General features: G+C 67.0%; 16 protein-coding genes. 3 read left to right on the forward strand and 13 right to left on the reverse strand.

Features of this window, described 5'->3' with window-relative positions; genetic code table 11:
* The first annotated feature begins 145 nt into the window (after positions 1-145).
* Positions 146-514: a response regulator gene (locus H0E82_RS09235; protein WP_180545158.1), complete on the forward strand. Its 369-nt coding sequence runs from the start codon at positions 146-148 to the stop codon at positions 512-514.
* Positions 515-551: 37 nt separating this feature from the next.
* Positions 552-1,409, forward strand: a complete 858-nt coding sequence (locus tag H0E82_RS09240; protein ID WP_180545159.1) for a cyclic di-GMP-binding domain-containing protein, MshE-related — start codon at positions 552-554, stop codon at positions 1,407-1,409.
* A gap of 170 nt (positions 1,410-1,579) precedes the next feature.
* Here the strand turns inward: H0E82_RS09240 and H0E82_RS09245 are convergent, their stop codons facing one another.
* Together H0E82_RS09245 and H0E82_RS17080 are read right to left on the reverse strand one after the other, a co-directional pair.
* Complete coding sequence (locus H0E82_RS09245) at positions 1,580-1,834, reverse strand: hypothetical protein (RefSeq protein ID WP_180545160.1); 255 nt, start codon at positions 1,832-1,834, stop codon at positions 1,580-1,582.
* A gap of 10 nt (positions 1,835-1,844) precedes the next feature.
* Complete coding sequence (locus H0E82_RS17080; RefSeq protein WP_425600332.1) at positions 1,845-2,276, reverse strand: hypothetical protein; 432 nt, start codon at positions 2,274-2,276, stop codon at positions 1,845-1,847.
* 454 nt (positions 2,277-2,730) lie between these two features.
* Here H0E82_RS17080 and H0E82_RS09250 point away from each other — a divergent pair, with 454 nt between their 5' ends.
* Positions 2,731-2,892 carry a hypothetical protein gene (locus H0E82_RS09250; RefSeq protein WP_180545161.1) on the forward strand — a complete coding sequence of 54 codons (162 nt, stop codon included), beginning with the start codon at positions 2,731-2,733 and terminating at the stop codon, positions 2,890-2,892.
* An 82-nt stretch (positions 2,893-2,974) separates the two neighbouring features.
* Here H0E82_RS09250 and H0E82_RS09255 read toward each other — a convergent pair whose 3' ends face one another.
* The 11 genes from H0E82_RS09255 to H0E82_RS09295 form a co-directional block, all read right to left on the reverse strand.
* Entirely contained in the window at positions 2,975-5,101 is a 2,127-nt protein-coding gene (locus H0E82_RS09255) for a M3 family metallopeptidase (RefSeq protein WP_180545162.1), read from the reverse strand.
* 413 nt (positions 5,102-5,514) lie between these two features.
* Positions 5,515-5,985, reverse strand: coding sequence for a BON domain-containing protein (locus H0E82_RS09260; protein ID WP_235974250.1), 471 nt, complete (start codon positions 5,983-5,985; stop codon positions 5,515-5,517).
* Positions 5,986-6,653: 668 nt separating this feature from the next.
* Positions 6,654-7,676 (reverse strand): sulfite exporter TauE/SafE family protein, encoded by a 1,023-nt coding sequence (locus H0E82_RS09265; RefSeq protein ID WP_180545163.1) that lies wholly within the window; start codon positions 7,674-7,676, stop codon positions 6,654-6,656.
* 283 nt (positions 7,677-7,959) lie between these two features.
* Entirely contained in the window at positions 7,960-9,234 is a 1,275-nt protein-coding gene (locus tag H0E82_RS09270; protein WP_328796998.1) for a GGDEF domain-containing protein, read from the reverse strand.
* Positions 9,235-9,745: 511 nt separating this feature from the next.
* Complete coding sequence (locus tag H0E82_RS09275) at positions 9,746-10,099, reverse strand: FKBP-type peptidyl-prolyl cis-trans isomerase (RefSeq protein ID WP_180545164.1); 354 nt, start codon at positions 10,097-10,099, stop codon at positions 9,746-9,748.
* 132 nt (positions 10,100-10,231) lie between these two features.
* Positions 10,232-10,996 (reverse strand): hypothetical protein, encoded by a 765-nt coding sequence (locus H0E82_RS09280; RefSeq protein ID WP_180545165.1) that lies wholly within the window; start codon positions 10,994-10,996, stop codon positions 10,232-10,234.
* 39 nt (positions 10,997-11,035) lie between these two features.
* Entirely contained in the window at positions 11,036-11,170 is a 135-nt protein-coding gene (locus H0E82_RS16955) for a hypothetical protein (RefSeq protein WP_268889919.1), read from the reverse strand.
* Positions 11,171-11,208: 38 nt separating this feature from the next.
* Entirely contained in the window at positions 11,209-11,337 is a 129-nt protein-coding gene (locus H0E82_RS16960; protein ID WP_268889920.1) for a hypothetical protein, read from the reverse strand.
* Positions 11,338-11,849: 512 nt separating this feature from the next.
* Positions 11,850-12,446, reverse strand: a complete 597-nt coding sequence (locus tag H0E82_RS09285) for a DUF6988 family protein (protein WP_219338482.1) — start codon at positions 12,444-12,446, stop codon at positions 11,850-11,852.
* A 38-nt stretch (positions 12,447-12,484) separates the two neighbouring features.
* Positions 12,485-13,267, reverse strand: coding sequence for a hypothetical protein (locus tag H0E82_RS09290; protein ID WP_180545167.1), 783 nt, complete (start codon positions 13,265-13,267; stop codon positions 12,485-12,487).
* The gene (locus H0E82_RS09295) at positions 13,264-13,515 is read right to left on the reverse strand and encodes a hypothetical protein (protein ID WP_180543717.1); all 252 of its coding nucleotides are present in this window, start codon (positions 13,513-13,515) and stop codon (positions 13,264-13,266) included. The genes H0E82_RS09290 and H0E82_RS09295 overlap by 4 nt, the downstream gene beginning before the upstream one ends.
* Positions 13,516-13,646: the final 131 nt, after the last annotated feature.

The raw sequence follows: 13,646 nt of genomic DNA on the forward strand, positions 1-13,646 counted from the left end.
GGGCGGGGTCCGGCTCCGACCGGACGAGGCGCCGGTTACGTGTAGGCCATTGCCGCGCGCGTCCGTGGGCGCGCCCCTCAAGTTCTTCAGGCCCGGGCCGCTAACGCGAACAGGCAACCGCTCCGCACCTCGACAGGAGACATCGATGACCGCACGACCGACCGTGCTGCTGTGCGACGACTCGCGCGCATTGCGCATGCTCGCCGCCGGGCAGCTGGACGAAGCCGGGTTCCAGGTGGTGGGCGAGGCCGGCAACGGCCTGGAGGCCGTGAAGCAGTACCAGGCCCTGCGTCCGGACCTGGTGCTGCTGGACCTGGTGATGCCCGAGTGCGACGGTCGCCGCGCGCTGGCCCGGATTCTCGAACTCGATCCGCACGCGCGCGTGGTGATCCTCAGCTCGCTCGGCGCCCAGAGCGACATCGAGGCGTGCCTGCGCCTGGGCGCACGCTCCTACCTGCAGAAGCCCATCGACGCCGAGGCGATGGAACGCGTGCTCCACGCGGCACTCGCCTGACGGCGACCCGTCCGACCTATTGCGCAGAGGGCACACGATGGCAGCGAAATTCCTGGGCCAGTTCCTGCTGGAACGCGGCGTGATCACCGCACCGCAGCTGCTGGCGGCGATCGAGGCGCAGCGCGCCTCCAACCCCCTGCTGGGCGAACTGGCCGTGAGCCGGGGCCTGCTGGATGACGTGCAAGCGCGGCGCATCCATCAGCGCCAGCGCGTGGAGGACCGCCGGTTCGGCGACATCGCGCTGGAGCTGGGCGTGCTCGACCAGGCCCAGCTCGACGGCCTGCTCGAAGCGCAGAAGGCCGGACGCAGGATGCTCGGCCAGGTGCTGGTCGACCAGGGCGCGCTCGATGCGGCGCAACTGGAGGCGGAGGTCGCGTTGCATCGTGCCGACCAGGTGCAGGCGCGCGACGCGCTCGACAGCGTGGTCGGCGCGCATCCGCTCGGCGCCCTCGCCGACAATGCCATCGCCCTGTGCGCCCGGTTGTTTCCGCGCATGCTCGGCAGCCAGTGCCAGGCGGCAGCCGTGCTCGGCGCCCAGGACCTCGCGGACGCGTCCTGCGTGGCCCATGTCCGGGTCGAGGGCGATCGGCCCTTCGGCATCGGCCTCGCCTGCGACATCGCCGCTGCGCGTGCCCTGGCCTGCGCCCTGCTGACCATTCCGGACGCCAGGTGCGACGACGCCCTGGCGCTGGATGCGCTCGGCGAGATGGTCAACGTGCTGATGGGCTATGTCGTGCGCGATGCCTTGTCCGACGACGATGCCCACTACCGCGCGCTGCCACCGGACACCTCGGTGCCGGCCGCCCGCATCGCTGCCGCCACCGACCGCAGCCTCGCGGTCCGGCTCGAATCGCAGCTGGGCAGGTTCGTACTGCTGGTGGACCGGCCGGCCTGAGCAGCCTGGTCACGCTGACCGGCCGCGCGCGTCCCGCGGGCGGGCGGCTGCGGCGCACGGCGCGGTGCCGATCACGCCTGACCATCGACCCCTGCGACCGGTCCGGACCGGCCAGCCGGGCGCATGCAACGCCCAGCGACATGCGCCACGGTTCCCAGCGCCCCGGCACCTTATGACGGCGCGGCGCCCTCGCGCGCTTCGATGATGCGCTCGGCCAGCTTGTCGGCCACCACCCGGTGCTGCAGCGACTTGCACAACGCGATGCCGGCGCGCGTCAGCACGACCCGGCCGTCGTCGTCCTCGACCAGCGCACTGGCGACGAGACGCTTCTTGACCTCGGGATCCAGCGAAGGTGCGTCGGTGCCGTGACTGATCTGCTGCAGCACCTCGAGCAGAGCGAGGTCCTCTAGAGCGATCGGTTCCATGGCAGCAGCTTCATCGGGCAAGGGCCGCAGTATATGGGAATGGATGGCCGTGCCCGCGGGCGGCGCATCGCGTTCCCGAGGCGCCCGGATGCGGGACACGCGGTCCTGCCGCGGGCCGCCGGCGCGGCGCCCTGCCACGCCCGAGCGCTTCAGCGCGGCGGTTCGCCTTCGATGGGAAGTACCAGGCACGCCACCGGTACGCCCCCGACGCGATCGCCGAGTTCCAGGCTGCCGCCGTGGCGCTGGGCGACCGAGCGCACCACGGCCAGGCCGAGACTGCGCCGCCCGTCTCCCGGCTGCGGGAGCCTTCCAGCCGCTGGAACGGCTGCATCGGCCGATCGCGCGCTTCCGCCTCGATCCGCGGGCCGCGATCGGACACGTCGATCCGCACCCGGCCCGCGTCGATATGGACGCCCACCTCGGCAGCACCGGCATCGCGCACCGCGTTGTCGAATCAGATTGGACAGCGCATCGCGGCACCTGCCGCATATCGCCGACGCCGCGGCACCGCCGATCGACGGCATCCTCGGCAACGACCTGATGGGACGTTTCGACGCCGCGTTCGATCTGCCCGACGGTACGCTGCGCCTGGCGCCGCCCGGACGCCTGCGGCGCGAGGGCTGCCTGTCCAGCGCCCTGCCCGATCGTGCGCCGGGGCCGCAGCGTTTCACCTTCGTCACCGCAGATCTCGAGGCCGACGGCCGGCACACGCGCGCGGTCGCGGTCGTCGATACCGGGCCGCCCAGAGCGTCCTCGACCCGTCGGCCGCGTAGGCCCTCGGCCTGGCGGACGACGACGCCCGTCCGCGCCGCCGTGAGGCCGGCACGCGCGGTATCGCGAAGGAGTCGGTCGAGACCTGGCTCTACAGGCTTCCGGCATTGCGCGTCGACGGCCGGATGCTGCCGGCCTCCGAGGTACGCATCAGCGCGCTGCCGGTGTTCCCGACCCTGGGCTTCGAATCGACACCCGCACTCATTTTCGGCATCGATGCGCTGCGCGATCGCCGTATCGACGTACTCGCGGCAGGCGGCGGCCTGTGTCCGTGGTCCGAGCCGTGAAGCGGGCGGGTCGCCCGACGCGGCCGGCGGCGGCGACCGAGGGTGGCGATCCGACCGGCGGACCGCCACCCCGTGGACCGTCCTACTTCAGGCCGCGATTGCGCAGCAGCGCATCGGCTGTCGGCATGCGACCGCGGAACGCGGTGTAGCTTTCGGCCGGATCGCGCGTATTGCCACGCTCGAGCACCTCGCGGCGCAGCTTGCCGGCGAGCACCGGGTCGTAGACGTCGCCGGCTTCCTTGAACGCGTCGAAGCCGTCGGCATCCATCACTTCCGCCCAGGTGTAGGCGTAGTAGCTGGCCGAATACCCGCCATCGAAGATGTGCGAGAAATGCGCGAGGCGATGGCGCATGCCGATCTCCTCCGGAACACCGAGCTCGGCCAGCTGCTGCTGCTCCCAGCTCCGCGCATTGAAGCCTTCGGGCAGTTCCGACAGCGAGTGCAGACGCAGGTCCAGGATCGCCGACGACAGCTGCTGCACGGTCAGGAAGCCCTGGTTGAAGGTCTGCGCCTTGAGCAGGGCCTGCAGCATTTCCTCGGGCATCCGCTCGCCGCGCTCGTTGCGCGCGTGCTGGCGCAGGATCTCGGGCTGGGTGATCCAGTGCTCGTAGACCTGGGCCGGGAACTCGACGAAGTCACGCGAGACCGCGGTGCCCGACAGGCTCGGATAACGCGCCTTCGACAGCATGCCGTGCAGCGCATGGCCGAACTCGTGGAACAGGGTCTCGGCCTCGTTGACCGAGATCAGCGCGCGCTGTCCGTCGGCCGGGCGCGGCAGGTTCTGGTTGTTGACCACGATCGGCGTATCGCCGAGCAGGGTGTTGGGCGTGCGCAGGCTGTTCATCCACGCGCCGGGACGCTTGGTCGGCCGCGCGAACCAGTCGGCGTAGAACAGGCCGATCTTGCTGCCGTCGGCCTCGCGCATCTCCCACACGCGCACGCCGTCGGCATAGACCGGAATGTCGTTGCGCTCGTGCGCGGTGATGCCGAAGAGCTTCTGCGTGGTCTCGAACAGCGCGTCGACCATGCCGTCGAGCGGCATGTACTGCTTCACCGCGGCGTCGTCGAGGTCGAAGCGCGCCTTGCGCACCTGCTCGGCGTAGTACCGCCAGTCCCAGGGCTGCACCGTGTCGACGCCGTCCTTGGCGGCGAGCGCACGGATGTCGGCCAGCTCTTCCTGGGCGCGGGTCAGTGCGGGCCGGTAGACCGACATCAGCAGATCCATCGCCGCATCGGGCGTCTTGGCCATCGCATCGCCCAGCACGAAGGCGGCATGGCTGTCGGCGCCCATCAGCGTGGCCCGCTCCATGCGCAGCGCGACCAGGCGCGCGATGATCGCGTTGGTGTCGTTGGCGTTGTCGTTGTCGCCGCGGTAGGTGAAGGCGCGCCACACCTTCTCGCGCGCGCCGCGGTTGGGCGCCGACGTCAGGAAGGGCTCGGCGGCCGAGCGGGTGGCCGGCACCAGATACGCGCCGTCCTTGCCGGCGGCCGTGGCGGCCGAGGCGAACGCCGTGGCCTGGTCCGCCGGAAGGCCTTCGACTTCCGCGGCCGTCAGCCACACGTCGCTGGCCTTCTGGTCGGCCAGCAGCTTCTGGCCGAATTCGACGGCCAGATTCGCCATTTCCTCGTTGATCGACGCGACGCGGGCGCGCGCCTCGGGCGAGAGCGCGGCGCCGGCACGCACGAAGCTGTCGTGCGTGCGCTCGAGCAGGCGGTCCTGCTCGGGCGTGAGGCCGAGCGTCGCGCGCTGCTTGAACAGGGTGTCCACGCGCGCGAACAGGTTCTGGTCGAGCATCCGCTCGTTCGACAGACGGGTCAGCTTGGGCGTGATGTTCTTCTGGATCGCCTGGATTTCGGGCGTGGCATCGGCCGATGCCACGTTGAAGAACGTGCTCGACACGCGACGCAGCTGGCGCCCCGAACGCTCCATCGCTTCGATGGTGTTGGCGAAGGTCGGCGCCGTCTTCGAATTCGCGATGCGCTGGGTCTCCTCGCGCGCTTCGGCGATCGCCGCGTCGAACGCCGGCTCGTAATGCTCCGGACGGATGCGGTCGTAGGGCGGCACGCCCTCGGGTGTGGTCCAGGTGCCCATGAACGGGTTGGCGGACTGCGCGACGGCGGCGTTGGTGGACTGGGCGGTGGCCGGATTGCCGGCGGCAAACAGCGCGGCGGCAACGGCGGTGGCGAGAAGGCAGGAACGAACGAGCATCGATGGACTCCGGAACAACACGGCGGATAAAAGGTTTCGAACGGGGGACGCCGCCTGTGCGACGACGCGCGACAGGTCCGTCGGCGGAGCGGCCACGGGCCGCATGTGGACGTCGGATCGCCCCGGTTTTGGTGATCGCTACGTTATAACACCCGCCGGAATGCGGGGCGAACCCAGGCTGTCCGGCGAGGCCGCAGGGTGCCGCGGCGTACCTGGAAGCAGCGCGATGCCCGCCTTTCGTCGCGGTCCGGTGGCGACCGCACGACGCTTGCCCGTTCAGCGAGACAGGAAATTGCTGCAGCGCGTCATCGCCGGACGCGTCGCCGAGACGCAAAAAATGCCGCGAACCCGAAGGTCCGCGGCATTGGTCGAGTGCGCGATGCCGGCATCGGGGCCGGCGATCGCAGCCTGACTCAGTTCGCGGCGCGGCCCATGGTGAGGCCGGCGGTCTGCACATCGGTCACGCCTTCGATCTCGCGTGCGATGCGGGTGGCCTCGTCGATCTGCATCTGCTGATCGACCTGGCCGGTCAGGGTCACGACGCCATTGACGGTTTCGACTTGGATGTCGAGGCCCGAGACATCGGAATCGGCGAGCAGCGAGGACTTCACCTTGGTGGTGATCCAGGTGTCGTCGACCGGCTGGTTGGAATCGCGGCCGTCGCCATCCATGCCCATACGCGAATCGTCCATCGTGCCGGCAGTCGTACCGGTCGCGGTGGTATCCGCCGTCCCTACGGCCGGTGCGGTCTGGGTCGCGGGATCGTTCGCCGGCATGGTGGCGCGTTCGTCGGTGGCAGCGCGGTCACCCGAGCAGCCGACGGCGAGCGCCAGCGCGGACGACAGGGCGATGGCGAGGGGAATGCGCGTGATCTTGGACGTCATGTTGGTGCTCCAGCGGGGTGGATGTGCCGGCGAGTGTGTCGGGCACCGCGCGCACGTCGCGTGACAGAGCATCCTGAAACCGCACGATTCATGATGTCATTCATCATTGCCAACGCCGCATGACGATCCGGGCGATGACCTGCCGGGCGGCGCCCGGTCCGGTTCGTTGGCAGGCGATACGGCAACTGCACGTCGCTGGCGCGCATGACGTCGTCGCGGATGACGCGGCACACGTCCTCGATGAGGATGCCCTCGGTACACGAATCCAACCGCGGTCGACGCGCCACTGCGTCATTTTTCCGGGCGTGTATCGGCGCGGTGCGAGCCCGGTCCATCGCGCAATCGGCCCTGCGAACAGTCACGGTCGTCGACTCCGGTGATGGCGGCCGCGCAGGATCGAGTCGGATCGCCGCAGGATGTCCAACATCCGTCCATCGTCCGATGCCTGTGGATCGCCTAGCCTGCGGCGCGAATCGATGTATCGAGGCGATTCGAGAACCGGAAGCCGGCCAGTCGCCAACACGGAACTCCCAGGAATCGCCCGCTCGAGCAGGGCGGCATCGCGTGACGCGAACGCTCCATCGCTCCGGTTCGCCAGACCTGCCCCTGGGCGCAACGGGCGCATCAGGACGCAGTGGACTGCACTCCGTCCGGCCTCTTGCTGGAGATCACGCCGTCGGTAGCGCCGCTCGCCGACGGCGATGCGCGCCCACCATGCCCATCACCCGCGTAAACAGCACCAGCAACACGACGGTGAAGCCGACCGACCACAACGTCTTTTCCCACGTAGGCCGCACCAGATTGAAATACGCGAGCTGTCCAAGGTTGAGCACGACGATGCCGCGCAGCATCCATTCGTGGGAGACGCGGCGCAGCACCGCACTGCCCAGCGGCGCCATGACCAGCACCACCGGCGCTGCGCACAACCAGGTCTGCACCTGGAACGCGGTGAGTTCGCCCTGCACGAGTCCGCGCCAGGCGTAACCGAGCACGCTCAGACTCGCCATCAGCATGATGCTGATCTCGGTCGCGCGCTTCTCCTTCAATGCGAAGCGTGTGACCAGCAGGGTGTACAGCAGGATGTCGGCCCCGGTGCCGAACAGGCTGGCGCACAGGCCACCCAGCAGCAGCACGACGATCGTGATCGCATGGTCGCGTGGCTTCGCCCCCGCCACCGCCTCGGCGTAGCCGCGATGCGGGCTGCGCAGATAGACCAGTGCGAACGCGGCGATCAGGCTCAGGAACAGCGCCTGGATCACCGGCACGCGCACGCCCTGCAGCGTCGCCATGCCGAGGATGAAGCCGAGAAAGGCCACCGGCACCCACCACAGCAGCGGCCGGAAATCGGCCAGGCGCGATTCCTTGCGCGACAGGATCAGCAGGCTGGCGCTGGTCATGCCGATGGACTGCACCATCAGGCTGAAATCGCGCGCCAGCACGCGGTCCACGCTCAGGAAGATGTTGAGCACCGGGAATGCCACAGCGCCCCCGCCCTCCGGCGTGGCGCCGGCGACGAACGCACCGACCACCATCGTGGCCGGGTAGTACCAGTGCGCCGCCAGGAACGGCAGGCTGCTGTAGGTGTGGAACAGCACCAGCAGCGTGGTGGCGGCGATGCACAGCCAGAGCGGAAAGATCAGCCGCCGACGCGGAAGGACGCTCGGAACGGACGGCAGTCGGGCGTGTGGCATCGGCATCCAGCGGGCAGGCGACGGGACCGCCATTGTCTACGACACGCCCGTGGGGCGGGACGTGCATTGGACGGTCATCGCCAAGGGGGCCGGGGCAGACGCGGTCACGCGCAGAGGCCTGCATCCGCCGTGAGGGAAGCCTGGACGGTTCCGCTCTTGGCCGCCGCTCCCGCTAGGGCGAGGCCTTCAACCGCCGTATGGGGGGTCATCCAGCGTTCTTGTTGTCAGAGACCTGAAGTCGCCGGATCCCCGCTTGCGAGGACTGCAGTGATTCAGACATTCCCTAGCATTCCACGGCGCTCTGCGCGCCGAGAGCCCCCTCCCCTCCAGCGGGAACCCGCGCGGTCGCGTCGCCCCATTCCACTCGGTTGCGCCCTGCATTCTTGCCGCGATAAAGCGCCGCGTCGGCATCCTGCATCGCCCCGACCAGTGACGCGTCGTCATCGAAACACCTCGAGATGCCCACGGTGACGGTGCAGCGCACCGCCTCGCCCGCCACCTGCAGCAGGACGGTCGATGCCACTGCGATGCGGATATGCTCGGCCAGGCGCAATGCGGTGGCTGCGTCGGCGCCCGGACAGACAGCAGCGAACTCCTCGCCGCCCATCCGGCACAGCAGATCGTCCGTGCCTACGGCCCCGCGCAGCACATCGACAATGGCACACAGCACGGCATCCCCGGCGTGGTGACCGTACCTGTCATTGACATGCTTGAAATGGTCGACATCGATCAGCAACAGGCGCGCGCCTGCGTTGGGACGCCGCAGGCGCGCATCCAGCGCCTCGGTCAGCCCGCGGCGGTTGAGCAACTGCGTCAGCGGATCACGCGCGGCCATGTCGCGGAGCTTGTCGGTCAGGCGACGCAGCACCACCCAGACGATGAACGGCGGGATGACCGTCGCCAGCGAGCACATGTAGACGTAGAAGACCACCTGGAACTGGTCATCCATACCCAGCGCAGGAAGACCACCGGCCAGCAACTTGACCAGCTTGAGCACGTTCAACACACAGATGCCGCTGATCAGCGTTGCAAACAGCAGCACCTCGCCACGCAGATCACGGGCGAACGTGCGCAGCCCCGCCAGCAGCACGACCACCATGCCGGCGAAACACAGCGCACACATCGCTGCGAGCACCACGTAGCGCGCCACCGGACCCAAGGCCCACTCCACCGTGATCTGCACGAGCGCGTAACCCAGCGCGAGCGCGGCCAGCGGCCAGAGCAGCGGCGCCTGGCGACCGAAGAAGCGCAAGCCGCCAACGCTGTAGGCCAGCAAGGCGCAGAGCGTGAGCGAGTGATTGACCACGCCCATCCAGCTCCACCCCGCCGGACCTTCCAGCAGCTGCAGCACGTACGCGATCCCGAGGGCGAGGTTGCCCACGGCGAATGCGTCCATCCCCATCTTCCCGGCACCCAGGCGCCTGCCGATGAGCAGGAACATCACCGCGAAACTCAGCAGGTAGACACACAACATGCCGACGAGAAGGGTGGCGATCATCGGGTGTTTGCAGTCGGAACAAGGATCAGGATGGGCTGCCGGAGCGCGCGCAGCCGCCACTGGAGGCACGGGCGAAGTGCCTCGTGACGCGCGCATCTGGACTTCAGCACTGGCATCGTAGCGACCGCCCGATCCGACGGTGACAGTCTGACAGCAGCGGCCGCGTGGCCGGAAACTTGAGTCCGCTTTCGCTTCGCGGGCGGGGCGCGGAAAGGAATCGGGCCCCCTTCACCGGTAGCCCACGCTGGACGCGGCAAGCCGGCACGCTCACCAGCCGCGATGGCGCATGGCGGTGATGCTGGCACCGCCAGCGCCCCATCGACCGCCCGCGGATGGCGCCGGTCTTCGAACCGGTCGACCTGCACGGATGACGCCGCGCGAGGCCGCTGCGCTTGCGCGCGCCTGATTGTCGTTGCGTGTCGCGATGCAGTGCCTTGCCTCGGCGTCGCCCGGCGCGTCACCCACCAACGGCGGCACTTCGATGCGCTTGATGCGATGCGCCTGGATTGAACCGGACGTCGTGATCGCAAGTGACCCGGCACCGCATGGGCCGCGAGCGTACGCGACGGAATCAGGCGCCCAGCAGCTCGACGTCGAACTTCAGCGTCGCATTCGGCGGAATCACGCCACCGGCGCCGCGTGCGCCGTAGCCGAGCGCGGCGGGGATGATCAGCGTGCGCTGGCCGCCTTCCTTCATGCCCTGCACGCCCTCGTCCCAGCCCTTGATGACCATGCCGCCGCCCAGCGGAAAGATGAAGGGCTCGTCGCGGTCCTTGCTGGAATCGAACTTCGCGCCCTGCACGCCGTCCTCGAACAGCCAGCCGGTGTAGTGCACGGTCACGTTGCGGCCGGGCTTGGCCTCGGCGCCGGTGCCGACAACGGTGTCTTCGTACTGCAGGCCGGACGGGGTGGTGGTGTAGGCCATGACGGGCTCCTGGTCGAATGCGGAACGGGGCGCGCAGTTTAGCGGGCCGGTCGGGGCTGGCGCCGCGCAACGGGACGAGGTCCCCGATCTGCTGTAGCCGTCCCGGCCTCATTCGCCGATGGGCGAGAAACGTCAACGAGGCGCACCTTTCAGGGGAGGCCATGGTCGTGGGTCTCTGAAATTTCCGCCTTTGAAACGCGCTTCGAGATCTCTCGCCATTCGCAATGCATCCAGCTCCGCTTCCGCTTCTTCCATGGGCTCCAGGGGCCTTGCCATCAAAAGATTCCTGGCCAGCGCTATGCGCGTATCGCCCCTGATCTCCTGGACTCGACTGATCGAATAGGCGAGCGCGGGGCTTCCATCGGGAGACACCGCCGCGTAGCTGGCGAGCTTAGTGAGCGCGTACAGCGACCCCTGTTCCGCCGACGCCAACAACCTGTCGACCGCTTCGTGATCGCCCTGCATCAGCAAGCGACCGTCGAGCTCCACGCGCGCAAGACGGTCACCGCGCTCCGCCGCAACCCTCAATAGCCCGTCGCTCGCGGTCGAATACTCCCGCAACTGCGCCTCGTTCGGAAACCCGTTCCGGTCCAACCACCGTTGCTCTTCGATCGACTCGGCCTCGAAAGGGTCGGTGGCAAGCGGCATCCCGAACCGCGATGCGGGGACGCGCGAGAAAGGCGCGAGGGTCGCATTTGTCTCACCGGCGCCAGTCCCATTGCGCAGGCTCCAAAGGGGACTGGATTCAACATCACCGAGGGCGTCCGGGGCCTGCGCAACAGGGGCGCCCTCAGCGATCGGCTGCGCCTCTCGAGCGTCCCGGCCGTGCAGATAGGCCCACGACGCCAGCACCGCGGCCACAATGAAGACAGAGATTCTGAAACCGGAACTCGCCATTCGCTGTACCTCCATCCCCTCGACGTCGGATCCCACATGTCAGCCTTGATGCTCCAGCGCATCCGTGAGCACCGTCGCGTACAGCTCATGCGTCAGCCGCATGCGGACGGCCATGACGCCGATCCACCACGTGATCACGAGGAACGGCGCCAAGACGCCCTGCCAGAGCGGCACGTCGGCGAGCGATTCGATCCCGCGACAAGCCTGGCACCTCAACCGCGGTGCACGAGCACGCCGCCGATGTCGAACAGCCTCGACTTCAGCTCGACGAACGGAGTCACCTTGTCGGCGGCTTTGCCAGACAAACTCGTGTGGAATTTCTTGAAGAATGAGAATGCCATGCAACGTCCCTGCTTGACTAAGAAAACTGCGCCCTGACCCCTGTTTTCTCAGAATCTTCCTTGTATTCCAAGCTGTCAACTTCGACGACGGTAAGTGCACCTGACCCCGTCATCTACCCCTCGGGCATGGTCTCGACCTGGGCGTCCAGCAACGCAAATGTCAGGGATGCCTGTTCCATGGCCTCGTCTCGCCTCTCAGTTCAAACAACCAAAATAAGTGAACCTGACCCGTTATCGCGTGGCCTCGGCGCCGGTGCCGACGACGGTGTCTTCGTACTGCAGGCCGGACGGGGTGGTGGTGAAGGGCATGGCGGATTCCTTGTCGAATGCGGAAGCGAGGCGCGCAGTTTAGCGGGCGGGTCGGCGTCCGGCATTCTCAAGGAAGCTCGGATCGCGATCCGATCACTTCTGTCGTTTCAGCCAACGGTCAGCGCTGCACCGCGGGGGTGAACCACCGTTCTCTTTTCTGAGGCCGCTTTCGACTCGCACTCCGATAGCCGAATCTGGCGCCGTTAGTTGTTCCTTCGTAAGGGTAGGCAGCGACTATGTTCGCTGTGCAGCGTCGGCAGCATCGGTGATGCGACGCCAGCGGACAGACGGACAATCTGCGTAGCCAGAAGCAGCATTCCGTTCGCATTGACGACGACCCCAGCTAACTCGTGCTCCGGCATGGGAGACAGCGCCTGCACAAACGGCCGAATGCCTCCGTGGACATACGAGTGCATCGCGCGCCAACTTCTGGCTTTCAACTCGTTCAAGGTTTCGAGCAGCCAAGCAGGATGCCTGCCTTGAATTGCCAGCATCATGCGATCGACCGACAGGCCCATTCTGGTCTCGGCATCCGAGGTCAGTGCTTCCGGAGTGGTCGACAAAAAGCCTTCGAGCCACTCGTCGTCTGCGCCATCCGTGCACCAGACAGCGCGCAACAATGCCTCGAACGTGGGCCTGACCAACGTTGCTGCCGTTACATCAAGCTCCTGAGCGGCCAGGATCATCTGGCTTGTCGCGTGCTGACGCACGATCAGGCAGAACCCGGTTGCGGCGAGCGACCTTCGATTCGACAGCGGCTCAACATCCCAGAGCGGATGCACCGCTTCGTGGAACAGCATTGATTGCTCAAGGACAGACTGGAGACTGCGCGGCATCGTCAAGGCTCACTAGTCGGATCACTACTCTTGATGACTCGGCATTCGCAGCATTCGGCAACCCTCGTTGATGCCGGCGCCTTGGCACCGTGCTCCAGCGCATCCGTCAGCACCCAATCGTAGAGCTCGTGTGCCAGCCGCCTCCGCATCGCCATGACGCAAATAAACCAAGTGATGACGAGGAACGGGGCAAGTACGGCCTGCCAGAGAGGGACGTTGGCAAGCGATTCGATGCCGAGACCATCGACTTCGCGCAGCAGGAAGAATCCGGCGACCAGCACCGGTAGGATGCCAACCCGCTCGATACCACCCGTTAGCAGAACGAGTTTCGAGCCAAGCCGACCGTGCGCCCGTCGTGCGAAGTTGCGATGCTCTTCGAGAGCTTCAAGCGGGAAGGTCAACAGCCAAGCACGCAACGCCTGGAACTGCGCGAGATCGTGATCGCTCTGCTCGACCAGTTTGACGCGCCAACGCCAGAACTCCAGCGCCATGACGTAAACACCCCGCGCCATTCCGGGTCCGTAGAGCAGCCACGCACTTCCGACACCGACCTGCGCCATGTGCACCATCCACATTTGCGGCGTCAAAAATTGCACCAGCAGGAAGGGCAGCAAACCAACGCCGACCGCGACAGTGCCGGCAACATTTAACCAGCGAATCCAACTCGGTGTTTTCAGGATCGACGCCGGTCCGCCGGGCATGTCGCGGAGGCGAGCTTCCAATGCCGTGAAGCTCAAAGCTTGCGCCTGGATTTCCATATCGAGTGCCTGTGTCGCGATGATCACACGTGCGGCGCAGTATCGATCTGCGAAGCGCGCGGCTTTGTCACCTCGACCGCGATCGGATAAACCTGCTGGGAAATCGTCGTGAGTAGTGCCTGCGTCGCCTTCTGCTCGCGGACCAGCTCACGCAACAATGGCTTGATACCGAAGATCGCGAACGGCACAAGAATCCACAGAATCGCGAGCAGCCCGACGAACAACATCCACACCAGACCCAACGCAGCAATTCCCGCCCCAAGTTCACTGGTCATCCGTTTCCCCAAGTCAACGCCGGCATGGCGTGTTCCGGTCCGAGTGTAGGGCCTGATTCACGTAGGTCATGGGGCGTCGATTCGCTAGCCCGCGACAAGCGCGATAAGTGAACCTGACCCCGTTACTCGCA

This window comes from Luteimonas deserti (genome assembly GCF_013425765.1).
GTDB lineage: Bacteria > Pseudomonadota > Gammaproteobacteria > Xanthomonadales > Xanthomonadaceae > Luteimonas > Luteimonas deserti.